This window comes from Thalassotalea euphylliae, assembly GCF_003390375.1.
In the GTDB taxonomy this organism is placed as follows: domain Bacteria; phylum Pseudomonadota; class Gammaproteobacteria; order Enterobacterales; family Alteromonadaceae; genus Thalassotalea_F; species Thalassotalea_F euphylliae_A.
The window spans coordinates 2,135,093-2,153,152 of record NZ_QUOT01000001.1; the positions used below are offsets into that span (position 1 = coordinate 2,135,093).

12 protein-coding genes are annotated in these 18,060 nt (G+C 44.6%); 4 read left to right on the forward strand and 8 right to left on the reverse strand.

Features of this window, described 5'->3' with window-relative positions:
- Positions 1-21 precede the first annotated feature (21 nt).
- Positions 22-912 (reverse strand): nuclease-related domain-containing protein, encoded by an 891-nt coding sequence (locus DXX94_RS09365; protein WP_181901525.1) that lies wholly within the window; start codon positions 910-912, stop codon positions 22-24.
- A gap of 397 nt (positions 913-1,309) precedes the next feature.
- Between DXX94_RS09365 and DXX94_RS09370 the strand changes: the two genes are divergently transcribed.
- The 3 genes from DXX94_RS09370 (at position 1,310) to DXX94_RS09380 (ending at position 5,060) form a co-directional block, all read left to right on the forward strand.
- Positions 1,310-2,248, forward strand: a complete 939-nt coding sequence (locus tag DXX94_RS09370) for a slipin family protein (RefSeq protein WP_116015415.1) — start codon at positions 1,310-1,312, stop codon at positions 2,246-2,248.
- 19 nt (positions 2,249-2,267) lie between these two features.
- A complete protein-coding gene (locus DXX94_RS09375; RefSeq protein ID WP_116015417.1) occupies positions 2,268-2,720 on the forward strand; it encodes an NfeD family protein in 453 nt (150 codons plus the stop codon).
- Positions 2,721-3,008: 288 nt separating this feature from the next.
- Positions 3,009-5,060 carry a spermidine synthase gene (locus DXX94_RS09380; RefSeq protein ID WP_181901526.1) on the forward strand — a complete coding sequence of 684 codons (2,052 nt, stop codon included), beginning with the start codon at positions 3,009-3,011 and terminating at the stop codon, positions 5,058-5,060.
- Between the two features lie 194 nt (positions 5,061-5,254).
- On the opposite strand, the gene DXX94_RS09385 is transcribed toward DXX94_RS09380, so the two are convergent.
- The 7 genes from DXX94_RS09385 to mpl form a co-directional block, all read right to left on the reverse strand.
- Positions 5,255-6,340, reverse strand: coding sequence for a ferredoxin--NADP reductase (locus tag DXX94_RS09385; RefSeq protein WP_116015421.1), 1,086 nt, complete (start codon positions 6,338-6,340; stop codon positions 5,255-5,257).
- A 32-nt stretch (positions 6,341-6,372) separates the two neighbouring features.
- Positions 6,373-7,344, reverse strand: coding sequence for an MBL fold metallo-hydrolase (locus DXX94_RS09390; protein ID WP_181901527.1), 972 nt, complete (start codon positions 7,342-7,344; stop codon positions 6,373-6,375).
- A gap of 65 nt (positions 7,345-7,409) precedes the next feature.
- Positions 7,410-7,841 (reverse strand): PaaI family thioesterase, encoded by a 432-nt coding sequence (locus tag DXX94_RS09395; RefSeq protein WP_116015425.1) that lies wholly within the window; start codon positions 7,839-7,841, stop codon positions 7,410-7,412.
- Positions 7,842-7,895: 54 nt separating this feature from the next.
- A complete protein-coding gene (locus tag DXX94_RS09400; protein WP_258872137.1) occupies positions 7,896-9,947 on the reverse strand; it encodes an alkaline phosphatase D family protein in 2,052 nt (683 codons plus the stop codon).
- A gap of 278 nt (positions 9,948-10,225) precedes the next feature.
- Positions 10,226-13,438 carry an amidohydrolase family protein gene (locus tag DXX94_RS09405; RefSeq protein ID WP_374188848.1) on the reverse strand — a complete coding sequence of 1,071 codons (3,213 nt, stop codon included), beginning with the start codon at positions 13,436-13,438 and terminating at the stop codon, positions 10,226-10,228.
- 256 nt (positions 13,439-13,694) lie between these two features.
- On the reverse strand, positions 13,695-14,348 hold the full coding sequence (locus DXX94_RS09410) for a flavin prenyltransferase UbiX (protein WP_116015429.1): 654 nt from the start codon (positions 14,346-14,348) through the stop codon (positions 13,695-13,697).
- Entirely contained in the window at positions 14,348-15,817 is a 1,470-nt protein-coding gene (mpl, locus tag DXX94_RS09415; RefSeq protein ID WP_258872138.1) for a UDP-N-acetylmuramate:L-alanyl-gamma-D-glutamyl-meso-diaminopimelate ligase, read from the reverse strand. The genes DXX94_RS09410 and mpl overlap by 1 nt, the downstream gene beginning before the upstream one ends.
- Before the next feature lie 267 nt (positions 15,818-16,084).
- On the opposite strand from mpl, the gene DXX94_RS09420 reads away from it, so the two are divergent.
- The gene (locus tag DXX94_RS09420) at positions 16,085-18,046 is read left to right on the forward strand and encodes a hybrid-cluster NAD(P)-dependent oxidoreductase (RefSeq protein ID WP_116015431.1); all 1,962 of its coding nucleotides are present in this window, start codon (positions 16,085-16,087) and stop codon (positions 18,044-18,046) included.
- The last annotated feature ends 14 nt before the right edge of the window (positions 18,047-18,060 follow it).

Genomic DNA, 18,060 nt, shown 5'->3' on the forward strand with positions numbered 1-18,060 from the left:
AACCAAATTTATATCAACGTTCTAAGAATGCAAACTACCACTATGTTTTTCGTTTAAGTAGTCAACATGTTGCTTATCGGTCTTTCGCCCTTGTTTTAGCTTCACAACTCCAACATGCTTTACCACTTTTATTTTCAATTTATAGTTAATGATTTCTTCATTAAAAGCTTTGATATAACTCACCATTTCATCCAAATGACCAACATTTTCAGGAAACTTTGTTTTCAGTTCGGCATTGCGGGTAAACACAACAACCGAATGGAAAAGCTCGTGCGGCAAGTCCAGCAAATCAGAAAGCGTTTTAGTGTGTTTATAATTTTGCCTTAGCGGATTCTGAAACTGATGTTTTGAGCGATGAATCGTTTGCGTCCATTTGGCCTGCTTTTCGTTACCAAAGATCCAGCCGCTCATATTCTTAGTTTCAATGATAAAAATGCCAAATCGAGAAACAACAACATGGTCTACTTGAGTGGTTCCACCATCTTCAAGCGGCAAGGTGACATCATTGATGATGGTATATTCGTCACGATCTAGATGCTTTTCTAAGCCCTTAATTACTAAATTTTCACCGATACGACCTTTAATCTGCGGTAGCTTTTTCTTGAAGTACGCCAGCGCTAGTGAACCTAAAAAGGCCAAAAGTAACATTATTAGCAATGGTTTAAACATTAAAGTAAACGGTGACGGTGGCTCCGTACGCTGCCCAGCTAAATCAGTATCTTTAGTTGGCAGAAAGGCACTAGCTACATGATTTTCTTTAGCAACGAATTCAGCTTTAGCTATTCGGTTGGACGAAGGTTGAGACAAGCGGACAGTCTTTCGAACAGGGTGTTGGCAGTGCTTATCAAAACTTGTTTTTGATTGCAGATATAACCCTGAATTGCTGCCAAGCCTACGCTTATAGTCAGCCACTTGCTGCTTAATAAGAATGCATTCAGCTTCAGTATATTGCTGAATCTGATATTGTTGGATTGAGGCCTGCTGAGTCGCGTATAGCGGTGCCGACATGAGTATCAGCAACCATAAAATCCATTTCACTTACTATTCCTTAGTAACGCCCTATCACTTCCAGCCAGTATAAAGGCGTAAGAGTTTTATCTTCAAAGAAAAATTTAACTTTTCACAACCATCGATATAAGAGTGCCAGCAACAATACCTGCCTTTGTCAGCCAACAAATAAAAACTAATCGTTTCAATATCTTTACTATTCGCTTATGGTAATTATTAAATTTTCTTAGTGCGATTAGTCACCTAATATAGCGCGAGAAATACAGACGGAATTTGAATTTATTAACAAAAAGGATACTCGATGGACATCATCTTAAATTACGTATTTACCGTGCAGTTTGCCCTGCTTGTTTTTGTACTGGTAGTACTAAAAAGTGGGATTAAATTTGTACCGCAAAATCGTGCCTATGTAATTGAGCGCTTTGGTAAATACACCCGCACCTTAGAGTCAGGCCTAAACTTTTTAGTGCCTTTTATCGAACAAATCAGCGCCGATCGCTCGTTGAAAGAGCAAGAGGTCGATGTCCCCAGCCAAAGTGCCATTACTAAAGACAACATCACCCTTACCGTTGACGGCGTTTTGTATTTCCGCGTGCTAGACCCACAAAAAGCGACGTATGGTGTTGATGACTATAATTTTGCCGTGACTCAACTGGCACAAACCACCATGCGTTCTGAAATCGGTAAAATGGAGCTGGATAAAACCTTTGAAGAGCGTGACGCCATAAACGCTGCCATTGTGAATGCCATTAATGAAGCTGCGGGTACTTGGGGCGTACAGGTATTACGTTATGAAATTAAAGATATTATGCCACCGAATTCTGTGATGAATGCGATGGAGCAACAGATGAAAGCGGAGCGAGAAAAGCGTGCTACCGTCCTAGAGTCTGAAGGTTTAAAGCAAGCGGAAATCAATAAAGCAGAAGGTGAGAAACAAGCCAAGATTCTAGCCGCAGAAGCGGATAAACGTGAGCAGGTATTAAAAGCGGAAGGTGAAGCTGAAGCGATTATTAAAGTTGCCAATGCACAAGCGGAAGCGATTGAGAAAATTGGTGAGAAAGCGGCAACCCAAGAAGGTCAAAAAGCGGTTGAACTAGAGCTAGCGACAAAAGCCATTGGCGCTAAAGAAGCCATCGCCAAAGACTCAACTGTTGTGCTGCTACCTGATGGTTCAACTGAAGCAGGCTCACTCGTTGCTCAAGCAACCAGTATTCTTAATGTGATGAAGCAGAAACCTTAATCAAAGGTAAGGAAATCAAATGGAACTTATTGCCAATAGTGCCGGTGAGTCATTAGTGACGCTCGGCCTTTTGCTGCTTATTATTGAAGTAGCCGTACTGGGTTTTTCCACCTTTATTCTGACCTTTGTCGGCCTTGCTTTGGTGGTTGCCGGTAGCTTAGTGTTGACTAGCCTTGTCCCTGTGCAATTGATGCCGATAGTGTTGACCATCGCGATCTTTACTACGATTTTCGCGGCGATATTGTGGAAACCATTAAAGCGTTTCCAAAACCGCCAAGATACACACAAGGTAAAAAACGACTTTATCGGTATGGAATTTGTGCTTGATAAAGAAATTGATGCAACATCTTCTGCGACCCACAAATTGTCAGGTATCGACTGGCAAGTGAAAGCTAAACAAGCGATTCCTGCCGGCACTAAAGTGGTGGTTACTGACACTGAAGTCGGCGAACTCTGGGTAGAGCCAGCTTAGTTTCAATTTTTATAGCTGTGACGATTAAAAATATCAGTCTTCACGTTCAGCAAATAATGCACTAGCCAAGCCAAACACTTGGCTTTTTATTGTCAGTTTATAGCGAGCAACCTGACAAAAAACAGCAAAGTTACAAAAAGCCTCAATGACACCTATTTTAACATTCACCTAACTCGCTAGCTTTTCCCAACACTAACCGAGATAATTGCGCCATTATTCTTCTGTCACTAATCCAATACCATGCTGTTTTTGCTCACCGTTTTTCTAAGCGCTTTTTTACTATTTCAAGTGCAACCTTTTATTGCCAAGGTAATTTTACCCGCCTACGGTGGCAGCGCGACAGTATGGACAACGTGTATGCTGTTTTTCCAGCTGTTGCTGCTGGCTGGCTATAGCTATGCGCATGTCTTGCAGCGACTATCGTTTGCGCGGCAGTGGCAAACCCATGGCGCAGTATTGATTTTAGCGGCATTAAGTCTGCCTTTTACAACACCAGCCGCTAGTCTTGAGTTTGGCATAAATGAGCCAATCACTAATATTTTACTCACCTTAGCCGTTGCCATTGGCCTCCCCTATTTTGCCTTGTCGGTCACAGGCCCGTTAGTGCAGCGTTGGTTAACTTTTAGCGATGAAACTAAGGTGCCGTATCGCCTGTATTCTTTGTCAAATGTAGGTTCATTGTTGGCGCTCATTAGCTACCCATTTGTCTTCGAACCCGTATTCGATTTACCACAACAAACCCTTGTTTGGTCGAGCGGCTTTATTGCATTTGCTGTTGCTATAATGGTACTGGCACTTAAGCTTGAAAAATCAGGGGTTAGTAACGCTAACCAAGCTCAATTGGATAATCATAAGGACACTAGCGATCAGCTAGAAAATACCGGCCGTGCCGTAACTAAAGGCACACTTGCATTGTGGTTAGGGCTTTCTGCACTCGGGGTGATGTTGCTCGTTTCTACCACCAACGCGATGACGCAAAACGTTGCGCCTATGCCATTTCTGTGGGTATTGCCGCTCGCACTTTACTTGCTAACCTTTATTGTCGCTTTTCACAGCCCACGCCTATATGTGCGCTGGTACTGGCTAGCTTTCTATTTAATTTGTGCATTAATGGCCATCATGCTGCCAGTGGTTGGTTCACAATTTGATTTTATCTCGCAAGTGCTGATGTTCAGTTTCATTTTGTTTGCCGGCTGTATGATTTGTCATGGTGAGCTGATCAAACAAGCACCAAATGCTGAGCACCTGACACTCTTTTATTTAATTATCGCGCTAGGAGGAGTGTTGGGCAGTGCCTTGGTCTCTTTAGCGGCACCACAAGCTTTTGATCAATTCTACGAATACCCAATTACGGTTATTGCTATTGTGTTCGCACATATGGTGAGCTTAGCCAAGGCAACACAAGGAATAGCTGGCATTAGCACGGCATTTGGCACTATACCTCGTACTTGGGTGTTGAGCTTTTTAGGGCTTACTGTAGTCGCTTTATCCGGTGTTCAACTGTCATTAGACAAACAGTTAACACAACATCAAATTGCCAGTGAACGTAACTTCTATGGGTTGTTATCAGTGGTTGAAACTTCGGTGAATGGTCAAGCAGAGCGCCGCTTAATTGATGGTACAACTTCACACGGTACCCAAGCCATTGAATCGGCATTGGCACAACAACCAAAAAGCTATTATCGCGAGAATACCGGAGTCGCATTAGCACTTGAAAACTATATGCCTCTTAAGCGTGCAATAACGCCCATTAAAGTTGGCTTAGTAGGGCTAGGCGCAGGCACACTTGCAGCCTATGGCAAACGTGGTGAACAATACCATTTTTACGAGTTAAACCCAGCGGTTATCAATTACGCTCAGCAGTATTTTAGTTATTTAGCCAATAGCCAAGCTGACATTAGTTTGCACCAAGGTGATGGTCGCCTATTGCTGCAAAACGCACTGCAAACAAACGGTAGCGAAAACTTTGATGTGCTAGTGCTCGATGCCTTTTCAGGTGACGCCATTCCTGCACACTTACTGACGATTGAGGCGATGCAGTTATACCAAGCGCACCTAAAGAAAAATGGCGTACTCGCAGTTCACATCTCCAATAGTCATTTAGATTTAACTTCGCTAACCCGAAACTTAGCAGACTTCATTGGCATGCAAGCGCATTATTTTTATACCGCCCCTACCGCCAGCGAACCTAATGCCGCGCAATGGGTATTAATCTCCAACAACACTGAGTTGATGAAGCGCTACCAAGTTAAAAAGCACATTTCCCAATGGCCAAGTGAGCATCAAGCGGATGTGCTTTGGCGCGACGATTACAGCAATCTATTGTCGGTATTGAAATAGTCTTTGTGATTGCGTTATGCGGGTAAAATTCTGGGAAGCAGAAAGAAGAAAGCCAGGTAATGAAACACCTTATCAAATCCCGTTAGCCCCCTAATGGGTTTGATAAAATATTCAGCACTAGGCTTAATATCGCCTGGCTGTATTTATCTTAACAGTGTCCAGTCGCGCTTGACAATTACAAATATATGAAAGAGTTAGAGGCGAATTTTCACTTGAGTTGACTGGGCAATTGCTTGGCAACTAAGAATACTACCCTGTGCTTGTTCTTCGTCGGTTAAGAACAAGTTTTCAACCATTGCGACTTCACCGCTGATGAGCTGGCATTGGCAACTTCCACAGACCCCCTCTTCGCAGCTAAACGGCGCATCGATATTCGCTCGCAACATTGCATCAAGCAGCGATTCATTCGCCTCAACATTGACGGTTTGTTGCTGGCCACTGAGTTCAACGCTGAGCTCAGCAGCTTGACTAGCAGACGCTTTAGCCGTGTTGTTTTTGCCGCCAGCACCAAAGCTTTCCTGCAAAATAAACTGTTTATCGATATCTGCTTGTTGCAATGCCTGATGAACTGTTTCCATAAAACCATTGGGGCCACATAAGTAGTAAACCGCTTGCTTGGCTTGCGTAAGCTCGCCCAACACCGACTGCACTACCGTGTTAGTTACTCGACCCTTGTGCCATAGATGCTTACGCCCAAACCAACTAGGCTTTGAGTGACAGAGCATTAAGGTGAAGCGATCAGGAAATCGTTCAACTAACACCTGTAACTTATCAGCAAAAATCGTATTTCGCTGATTACGGTTACTGTAAATCAAATACACTTTACTACGCGGTGTTTGCTTTGCCATTAATAGCGCCGTGATCATGCTAAAAATTGGTGTAATTCCGCTTCCTGCGGCAAAGAAAATATGGTGTAGTGGCGCGTTTAAATCTTGCTGGGTCGTAGCGTGATTGATGAACGATTTTGGCAGATTGAATAAACCACCAGGCTTACTAACCTCCAAATATTGGCCAGCTTTAACGTTCTTCAAGAGAAAATTTGAAACCGCGCCCAGTTCTACTGATTTTATCGTTAGCCGTAAACCAAGGGTCTGCGGGCAGTTCGACAACGAATAACTACGGATATAGCTTTTATCGCCAAGCTTGACTCTGATATTAACGTGTTGGCCTGGTTGCCAGCTAAAACTGCCTGCTAGGTTGGTGGGTACATCAAGCAAAAACGATTTAGCGTGTTTGGTTTCCTTAATGACTTCTCTGATTTTTAGGTTAAAAAAATCCATGGCAACTTACTGATTATTAGCGCATCCTGATATTACTTAATAAACCATGCCAGTGTTTTTTGCCACCAGCTCGGCTCACCAAGAGGATAAATAATGACTTTATCCAATACTTTACGTTCTGCAACATCACCTAGATTAATCAATTCACGATTAAGCTCATTAAGTAAGCTTGGCGCAAGCGGCAGTGGCAATTCATTTGGCTGATAGGTGCTGCCCATTGGGAAGTCTTTGCCCTTGGTAGTCGACATTTCAATATGGGTGCCCATCAGTGCCGAAATCGGTTGTGATTGCGTAAATAAGTACAACAAACGAATACTGGTTTTAAAGGCTGGCCAATCGCGAATGTATAAACGACCTGGGTAAATCGTATCGCCAGTTAACAGCCAACCGGTTTGCGGATCATAAACAGCAACACTCTCAGCTTGATGCCCGGGGATCGGCATCACAATTAAGCGACGATTACCTAACTGCAAGTAGCTTTGTTGAATGGCACTTTGTTCAACATAGTTAGGGTTGTTATCCGCTTTATTAACCAGTGAAGTGTCGGGCTGAGTAAATTTAAAAAACGCCCTGACGGCTTCAACCTTAGGCGCGATAAAAACTACCTCTGGTTTATTGATAAATTGGCTATCACCAGCGCGATGATCGCTATGAGAATGCGAGTGGCTGACAATCAGCGGATAGCTATCTAACTGGTTCGCTTGTTTAAAATCATTCAAGATACCCTTAACGGTTTGATAAAGCGGGAAGTCTTTGGCACTTTCTGTCGCGCCTGTATCTTGCAACAAAGCTTTGTTATCGCCGAGCAGTAAATAGATAAATGGCGCTTCAAAATGCTGGCATTTGTTCTGCCTGAAAATATAGGTGCGCTCGTTAACTTTAAGGGTTTCAATCGCTGGTTGAGTGTCGTTAGTACAGTCTTCGCTACCTGCATACCAAGGATGCTGATTGACCTTGTCTAGCCAAGCTTGTTGTTCAGCAGTAATTGAGTTTGCGGACGCCACGCCAGACGCCATTAGCATCAAAAATGCGGCTAACATGCTGGGCAAATTTATATTTATCAAGAATTTCATTGGCAGCCATAACCCTTTGCATCAACAAGTCGATTTTTACTGCGGACAAACAGGCCATTGCCACGCCCAACTTCCCTATCTTGATCATCGTAAACTACAGCTTCAACAATAAACTGTGACTTGTTAGCGTTCACCACTTTGCCAACCGCCCGCATCTTACCTTGCGAGATTGGCCTTGTGATATACGTGGTAAACGATGTAGTAACGACAAACACTTCAGTTTCCAGCGAATTAGCAGCAAAGAAAGCGGCATCATCAAGCAGCTTAAAATACACTGAGCCATGGGCACTACCTGCAGAATGTAAATGCTGAGGCTGCAGCTCGATAACCACTTCGCTCACCCCTTCATCGATAGTCAGGGTTGGATGATAAAATTCATTGATTGGCGCTGCGGCATACATGCTGATCAATTGTTGGTAATGCTTCATTGGTTTATTCTTTTTCTTATTAACTTTTAATTGTTAAGTGTTATGAGTGTTGTTTCATTCGTTGCTTGAGCGAGCTGGCGACTTGAAACTAACCTGCTGACCACCTTCAATCAATAAACTTGTGGTAACTTCACTGGCATCGGCATTGAGTTCAAGCAAGCCAATGCCGCAGCCGTTATACAAGGTTTTATCAACCGCAACGTTCGGCCTTCTAACCCGAATACGCATTCGGCGACGCTTGGTAAACCAATTTAGTGGTGAATACCTGCCGTACAAGTAGTAATTTAACCGCTCAAGAGTGTGCAGTAACTTCGGTGGAAACGCATTTTTAATACCGCTACAGGTAATTTGCACAATCGATGAGCTAGAGCGAATAAAGCGATGGCTAACATCGTAAACAAACGAGTAATGAACATCACCTGACAGAATAATAAATTGTGGCGGTGTTTTGCGATTACGGAAGATATTCAGCATTACATTCGCGGTGCCGCGATGTGCCATCCAGTTCTCAGCATCTACCGCCAGCGGATTGCCAAAGAAAGTAAATACCCGCTGCACGGTTTCAATAAGCTTCACACCATAAATAGGCGCTGCTGACACTAAAATCACACTCGGCTCGTGAATGAGTTGTTGCTGTAACTCCGTTAGCGATTCCCAATCCATTAATCCTGAAGGTTTACCGGCATTGCTCTCGCTGCGCCAGCGTTGAGTACGAGTATCGAGTACCAGCATTTTTGGGCTGGTCGGCAAGTGATAATGCCATTGATTAAACGCCAGCATAGTGTCGACCAGCTGATCATACTGCTTTACCCCTTGCTCAGTAAACCAAGCATTATGCTGAGCAATTAATTCGCTATGACGATGGGTTTGATTACCTAGCCCTTGGCATAAGTAATACGCCACTAAGGCATTACCTATAATACGTTTGGAAAACGGATTACCATAGGCGGCTTCTTCCCAGCCACGGGTGAGGTTCCAATCATCAGTAATATCGTGATCATCGAAGATCATATACACAGGCACATGTGCCATCGCTCGCCTAACTTGGCCTAAGCCGGCGATAAAATCTTCAATCGCCTGTAATTCATCAAGGTAAAGTTGATGGCTTTCAGGGGGAATATTAGTCGGCGGCTGCTTAGGAATATCCACTAATGCCCATAGCGTTGGCGACCACGTAAGTAAATACATGGCGAGCATTTCACTTAACGTGACTAAGTGGTTTTTGGCATTAACTGAACTAAAAATCGGTAAACGCCGCGCACCAAATAAACGTCGTTTCCACCCTGTACTGGCTTTGCTATGTGGCAGTAATTGTTCACGTTGATAATAGCCAAGCGGATGATGAAAAAGCTGCTCGCTGTTATGAATACTATGTTCTTCTTTATCGCTACTCTTAACTCTATCGTTATTCTTAACTCTGCTAAAACGACTAGCTTGGCAATGGTCACTCGCAAGCTGCCATGATTCATCAAATAAACCCAGTTTTTCGATCAACTGATGAATGGCGATTAACATGGGGCCTGCAACATCATCGATATACACTTGGTCGCCACTGAGCATTAGTAGAGACGGTCGCTGCTCGGCAGAAAATTCGCTATTTGCGAGTTGGTTATCCAGCTCGACTAAGCTGTCTTTGCCAGCAAAATGCGGCTTGCGACATGAGCCATGATATAAACGGCGAATATCCGGTTTAATGGCAAAACTTGGCCTATGCTGATTGGCACTTCCCTGATCGGTATAGCTCTGGTCTGGCTCTTTTTGTACTTTATAGCAAAGCTCTGGCAGATCTTTGCCTAATGAGAAAACAACCTCGCAGTCATCAGATACCAGCTTTAAGTCATAATGAATAAGCGCATTGGTAGGCAGTGGCTGCGCCAGCTTAATATCAATCACATTGATAAAACATTGCTGGCCCACAGGTATCTGGTGATATTGCTCTACTGTTAACTGCTGTGAGAATAGCACTTGTGTATCCTCACCTTGATCATAAGTTAATTCGAGATGAAATCGATAAGCAGCCTTAGTGGCCAACCACAAGGTAAATTGATGCTGGTGACAATCACGTAATATCGGCCCTGCTAATAGTGCAGGTAAAGAATGCGGCAAGTTAATAAGTGACCTCTTTTTATCGCAACTCAAATCAACAGAGTGTAGTTTTTCTTAGTGAATAATTTACTTTTAAAAACAATAGACTGTCTAGAAGATAAGCCAATGATTACCAGACTATTGTGTTAACAAGTATTTATTTAGTCTAGATAAGGATTGGCTTCAGCACGTAACAATCAGATAAAAAGTACGTAAAAAACCCGAGACAAGCTCGGGTTTTTATAGATTGCCTTATTTTAAGTTAAGGCTAGCGGGTAAAGGTTTACTTTGGTTGCACTTTACTGCTCAAAGTAGAACTTCTCCCGTTTATTGTCGTAGTTACCAATTTCATTCATGGTTTCCGCATCGTACAAACGACCATTAATCATGGTATGAGTAACGCGATCACTAATGCGAATGTCTTGGGTAATATCGCCATCAACAATCATCAAGTCAGCCAGTTTTCCCGCTTTTATCGAGCCTAGCTGCTTATCTAAGCCTAAGGTAATCGCTGGCGACATAGTAGCGGTGCGCAGCGCTTGCAGCGGCGACATACCACCTTGCGCCATCATCCACATTTCCCAGTGCATGGCTAAACCTTCACGTTGACCATGACCGCCTGAGTTAACCTCGACGCCAAGATCTTGCATTTCTTTGGCAACGCGCGCGACATTCATGTGATTATAGTGATGATGCGGCGCAGTTGGACGACGCATTGAACGAGGATCTAAAAACTCAGACGGCACATATTGGCTTAAGCGCGGATGCTTCCACACCTCAGTTTTATCGTACCAGAAGTTTTCGCCCCAAATACCGCCATACGCGACGCCCATAGTCGGTGTGTACGCCATGCCTGAAGCCGACCACAACTGTTTAATATCGTCGTAAACATGTTCAGTTGGGATCGAGTGCTCTAGCGTCGTATGACCATCAACCAACATGGTTAAGTTATGCTGTAATAGCGAGCCGCCTTCTGGCATTACCATCACCTCTAACTCACGCGCTGCTTGAATAAACTGCTGACGTTGGTTACGACGTGGTTGGTTGTAACTTTTCACGCTAAAGGCACCGGCTTTTTTCAAGCGTTCAACGTGGAATTTGGCATCGTCTAAGCTATCAACATGCGAGGTGTAACCCGCAACGGTTGCACCGTATAAAATCGTACCTGTTGAATATAAACGTGCCGCAACAATATCGCCCGCTTTTTGCATTTCACTCGCTGCAAAGAACTCAGTGGTATCGTTCGACGGGTCATGGATTGTTGTCACACCCAAGGCAAGGCCCGCGTAGTTCTTCCAGTTTTGCTGTGGAATGATTTCTTCCAGACCTTGTGGGCCATGAGCATGAGCATCAATTAAGCCCGGCATAATTGACTTGCCTGTGATATCAACTACTTTCGCGCCACTTGGAATCGCAACGTCCGCTTGAGCGCCAACCGCTTTGATGGTGTTGCCTTCAACGATAACCACACCATTGTCGATCACTTGATCACCTTCCATGGTCACCACTTTGCCGCCTACAAAAGCAACCGTACCGGATGGCTTATCGACTTTGTGCTTAAAGCCTAAATAAGTTTGCTTCGGTTCTAATTTGTTATCTGCATCTGACTTATCAGCAATATCAAATAAACCCGTCACCTTGGTTTGATATAAATCAGCACCTAAGCTCCAATACAGCTCGTTTGATTTTGCACCCCAGCTAATACCTTCACCAGCGCGCATGGATAGCTTTTTCACTGGTAAATTACTAGCTTTCGGCCCAGTATCAATAACATCGCCACGCTCGATGTAAGGCGTGACAAACACTTTAAAGCGCTCCGCAAACGCCACGTGCTCGCCATCAGGTGATACCTTGTATTCTGTGGCAAACTTGCCTTGGTATAGCGTGGTGTCGTGCTGACCGTCCAAGTCGATGCGCGCCAGCTGGGTTTTCTCGCCGTTACGTACCACGTAAACGCGATCATTGCGCTTACCAAAGTGCGGTTGTAAACCGTTTTCAGTCACTAACTTAGGCTCACCACCTTTACTAGATACAGCGTAAATGCCAGGATTTAAGCCCCAAACAGGGTTTGTAATAAAACCACCCGAAACTTTGCGATAAACCACAGTTTTACCGTCAGGTGAGAAGCTAGGCTCAACGTATTTACCCGGCGCTTTGGTGATCACTTTACCTTTGCCGCCACGGCTTGACGCGACACGAATTTGACCTAGGTCGTTATCATCCCAAGTCACGTAAACAATTTTCTTACCATCGCGTGAGAAGCTTGGGTTGTATTCGAAATGCTCGCTTTGCTTGGTTAAACGCTTCGGCTTACCGTTTGGCAGGCTGCGCGTATAAATATGTCCCATGGCTTCAAAGACAGCGCGGCGGCCGTCTGGTGAAATTTCCACATCGCGCAACATTTTTACGTCGAATTCATCTTGCTCAATGGTTTGTTCAAAGCGTACAGCGGTTTGTAGTTTTTTCTCAGTTTCCACGTTAAATGGAATAACGCTGGCAGATTTTTTCGCAATATCTAGCTTGTTAATTTTACCGTTTGCCCAGAATACTATGTGCTTGTTATCTGGCGTCCACGCCATGGTTGGGTAAACACCGTGGATCGCCCACGTTTCCTGCATATCACGCTCTAAGTCGTCATAAACCAGCGTTTGTTCACCACTTTGTAGATCGTACAAGTACAGCTTAGATTGGAAATCATCTCGGCTGACAAACGCTAAATAGCGACCATCAGGTGACGGTGTTGGGCGAATCGCGCCGCCGCGACCAGAAAGAATGACTTCAATCTCACCAGTTTCCAGTTCAAGGCGCTTAATTTTATAAATGCCTTTTTCTGAATCTTTCGAGTAATGGAAAGTTTTGCCCGGTGTTTCATCTTGTGAGAAGTAAACGTATTTGCCATCAGGTGAAAATGCTGGCTCGCCTAAATCTTTTTGCTGATTTGGGCGCTTGGTTAGCATCACCCCTTGGCCGCCAGTTTTGTGGTAAAGCCATACTTCACCTGCACCCAGTGAACGTGCGCCAGTGTAGTGCTTACGGCCGACTAAATAGTTACCATCTGGCGACCATGCTGGGCTGTTTAATAAACGGAAAGTCTCTGTGGTGATTGCTTTACCGCTAGAGCCATCGGCATTCATGATCCATAAATTATCGCCACCGTCTTCATCTGAGGTGTAAGCAATATGCTTGCCGTCCGGGCTAAAACGCGGCTGCATTTGCCACGCAATATCTGTCATCAATGGCGTCGCTTTACCGCCAGAAATTGGCATGGTGTAGATATCACCCAATAAATCGAAGGCAAGGGTTTTGCCATCAGGGCTGATATCAATGTTCATCCAAGTACCTTGGTCAACACTGATTTTGGTGGAAGTAAACTGGCCTTGTGGATCGTTAACTGACCACTTGCTCTCGTCTGCTTTTGTGTCAGTAGCAAAGGCGGTTGACGAGAACGCCATACCGACGGCCAAGGCAATCGCCGAAAGTTTGTTTGCGCTATACGCACTTGATTGACCCATCAAGCGGCTAGAAAATCGTTTAGACATGTTGGAGTAACCTGTTTTTATAAACGTTATTAGTTTGAAATTGCAGTGCAGCCACTAACTTAAGCACAGCGGCTGCAAAAAGATAAGGTTTTTGCGATAAATAGGAATATTTTTGCGGTTGTATTCTTTAACTAAGAGTAAAGTAAATTTTACTACCCAATTTTAGGGGCAGCATTAAACCTAATACAAATGCCCTTGCCAAAGGCTAGCTTGCTTAAGGTTGCTTTACTCAAGGTTGATAACCCCAGCGTGGCATAATTTTTTGGTCAATACCTAAGTGATCCAATATTCTACCGACCATAAAATCCACCAAATCACTAATGGACTCGGGTTGATGATAAAAACCCGGTGCGGCGGGCATTACAGTCGCCCCCAATTCAGATAAGCTCAGCATATTGCGCAAATGTATGGTTGAAAATGGCGTTTCGCGTGGCACTAAAATTAGCTGACCGCGCTCTTTAATCACCACATCCGCTGCGCGCTCAATTAAGTTATCGCTCATGCCTTGGCTAATTGCCGATAGCGTACCAGTAGAACACGGGCATACCACCATTTGTTTGGGCGCGGCAGAGCCAGAGGCGACTGGCGAAAACCACTGCTCTTTACCAAAGGCGATTACTTGCTCCGGCTGAGCATTAAAATGCTGGCACCAAAACGCACTTTGCGCTTCTGGTGAGCCCGGCAGTTTTAGGCCAACTTCCGTATCAAACACGACACGCGCCGCGCTCGACATCAAGACATACACTTGCTTATTAGCAGCTACTAAACATTCAATTAATCGTAATGCATAGCAAGCACCGGATGCACCAGTAATGGCGACAGTAACGGCGCTATCAAAGCCCTTATGTTGAGCCTTCGCGATTGTATTAAATTGTTCTGTCATTAAACCTGTTTCAACCTTTCATTCGTTTTCTTTGCTGCAAGCTCTACGTTGTGCTCGTGCTTTTGGCTTAATGCTGCAAGGAGTTTGTTATGAAAACCGCCAAAGCCACCATTGCTCATCACGACAATATGATCTGCTGGCTGTGCCGCTGCTGTAACTTTTGCTACCAGCACATCAATATCAGCCTCGGCAATACAAGTTTGCTGGCATTGCTCAGCGATATCTGCCACTGACCATTGCACCTTTTCCCCTTGGAAAATGTAGACTTCATCTGCTTGAGCAAGAGATTTACCCAAAGTGTCTTTATGTACACCACTTTTCATGGTGTTAGATCTCGGCTCCAGCACCGCTAGCACTCGACCCTTATTGTCATGGCTGGCAACGTGGGCGCGCATGGCACTCAGGGTTTTGGCAATTGCCGTCGGATGGTGAGCAAAATCGTCATAGACTTTGATGTTATTGATAGTACCGCGCAGCTCTAAACGGCGCTTAGTATTGATATATTCTGCCAGTGCTTCAATTGCGATATGACTTGGCACACCTGCATGGCGCGCCGCACCAATCGCCATCAGCGCATTGTCGATATTAAAGTCGCCAATCAGTGACCAGCGCACAGTGCCTTGCAGCTCGCCATTAAAGTAGACTTCAAATTCACTGCCATCTTCCGCTAATTTTATTGCTTGCCAGCCAGCACTTTTCTCTTCTGATTGTGCACAACCGTGGGCTTGTTCGGTTGGCGTCCAGCAGCCTTGTTCTAGGGTTTCGTTAATGTAAGTTTCATTGGCTGGCGATAATACCAAGCCATTACTTGGCACCATACGAATTAAATGATGGAATTGACGCTGAATATCACTGATATCATTAAAAATATCCGCATGATCAAATTCCATATTGTTGATCACCAGCGTTCTTGGGCGATAGTGAACAAACTTAGAGCGCTTGTCGAAAAAGGCTGTGTCGTATTCGTCAGCTTCAATCACGAAAAATGGCGCATCACCTAAGCGTGCTGACACCTCAAAATTTTGCGGCACACCGCCAATTAAATAGCCCGGTTTCATATGGGCATATTCTAAAATCCAAGTCAGCATACTGCTGGTTGTGGTTTTACCGTGCGTACCTGATACCGCTAGCACCCAACGATCTTTTAACACATTCTCTAACAGCCATTGTGGGCCAGAGGTATAGGGTATATTGCGATCGAGTACATATTCCACCATAGGGTTGCCGCGCGCCATGGCGTTACCAACAATCACCATATCTGGCTCATCACTCAAGTGAGCAATGTCATACCCTTGCATCAATTCAATACCTAAGGCTTCCAATTGAGTACTCATTGGAGGGTAAACGTTGGCGTCACAACCTGAGACGCGAAAGCCCAGTTGCTTTGCAATGGCGGCGATACCGCCCATAAAAGTGCCGCAAATGCCAAGAATATGTACGTGCTTCATTTGTTTGTTGATAATTTTCATCTAACTGCAATTAGCCGACAATATACCTGACTGGCAAGCAATTGAATACTTCACCCTATTATCCGCTAATCCACTTAGTTGTGTTCAATCTAGTATTCACAAAGAATTTCATAGATTTGTCATTGCTTTATTGTGGCTAATTGACCAAGATTTATGGAAATAATAGCGCGTAGGCTTTCGGGTTCATTCTTTAGGGTTTCATTTGTTAGGTTTCGAATTAGCAAGACTAAAGCAAACGCGAGCAACAAATAGGAGTAGACAAGCGCAATGGCACACTTGCAACAAATCAGCGTGTATCCGATAAAATCAACGGCAGGTATTCAGTTATCATCCAGTTGGGTTGACCCAATTGGTTTACCTTACGACCGTCGCTTTGTAATTTGCGATCAAAATGGCCAATTTATTACCGCCCGCACCCAGCCAAAATTATGTTTAGTGCAAGCTAACTTAACGCCAGATGGCCTGATGCTAACCGCGCCAGACATGCCCTTGTTAGCAGTGCGATATAGCCAGTGTCTTGACGAATACCAACATGTTACTGTGTGGGGCGATACGACTTTAGGCCAGCGCAGTCATGAAAGTGTTGACCATTGGTTTAGTCAGTTTTTAGGGCAACCTTGTCACTTATTGTTCTTCGGTGAGCAATCTAATCGTCAGGTAAAAAACACCACCAATCCGGTCGCCTTTGCCGACGGTTACCCTTTGCTATTAATCTCGCAAGCCTCGCTTGATGACTTAAATAGTCGCTTAAAGCAGCCAATTTCGATGCGCCAATTCCGCCCCAATATTGTTGTGCAAGACTGTGAGCCATTTGCAGAAGATACTTGGCGTCATATCCGCATTGGTGAAGTAGAATTTGAGCTAACCAAACCCTGCACCCGTTGTGTGTTTACTACGGTCGATCCAGATACAGGTGAAAAACACAGTCAGTTAGAGCCATTAGCGACATTAAAAAGCTATCGCCAAATAGCCAAAGGCGATGTGTTATTTGGTCAAAACTTAATTCCGCTTAATCAAGGGCAAATTCGTTTTGGTGATCAAGTCACTGTTTTAGATCGCCAATCAGCCCCTGATTTCGTCAACGTGAAACCTGTCAGCCGCACCAGCTCAAAAAAACAAACCAGTGATAACAATCAAGTAGCGCAGTCAGCAACTATGGCAGAACAAGCTACGAATCCAGAACAAGCAAGCTTGGTTTGTCAGCATATTTACGAAGAAACCCATGATGTTAAAACCTTTGTTTTTGCTATTGCAAATAATGGCCAACTGCCGGATAACTTTGCCCACTACCAAGCGGGTCAACATTTGCCATTTAAACTAACCATTGAAGGGAAACAAGTTAATGCCATTTACACGCTAAGCTCGTCGCCAACGCGCAACCAGAGCTTAACCATCACCGTTAAACGTGTACCTAATGGCAAAGTCTCCAACTTTTTGCACGATCACTTTAATGTTGGCGATGAAATTCAGGCCAAAGCACCGAATGGCAAGTTTCACTTAGGCAACATCAGCCAGCAACGGATTTTATTACTGAGTGCAGGCTCTGGTATTACCCCTATGTTGTCGATGCTAAAAACGCTAACCGACCAATGCGATAACCGTGAAGTGATATTTTTCCATAGCGCCCGCAGTGAAAAAGACTTAATTGCCATGGATGAAGTCACGGCGTTAGCCAAGCAACACGGTAACTGCAAATTACACTGTACCTTGACGCAATCGGCCCAGCCCCAATGGCAAGACTTTCAAGGACACCTAAGCGCTGACATGCTGGCAGTGATCCCAGACATTGCGAACCTTGATGCTATGATCTGTGGCCCGCAAGGGTTTAGAGACAGTGCCAAAGCATTGCTAATGGCCGCCGGTTTGCCAGAGTCACAATTTCATTTTGAAAGTTTTGGCAAACGTCCGACCGATAAAAAACCTGCAACGGAGTCATTGGCTGAAGCAGCGGCTGCACAAGTCAATATTCGCTTCGAGTCATGGGATAAAGCTGTCGTAGGTAACACCAAGGAATCCGTATTAGATCAGGGTGAAGCGGCTGGGCTAATTATGTCTTACTCTTGTCGCGGCGGTATGTGTGGTAGCTGCAAAGTAAAACTGGACAGCGGAGAAGTGCGCCAGCTCGCCACCGATGGTTTAATGCCGGGCGAGCAAGAGCAAGGCTATATTCTTGCCTGTAGCTGCGTGCCAAAAACCGATATTGTCATCAGTAAAGCGCCAAGAAAGTAGTTAGCGACCCATTT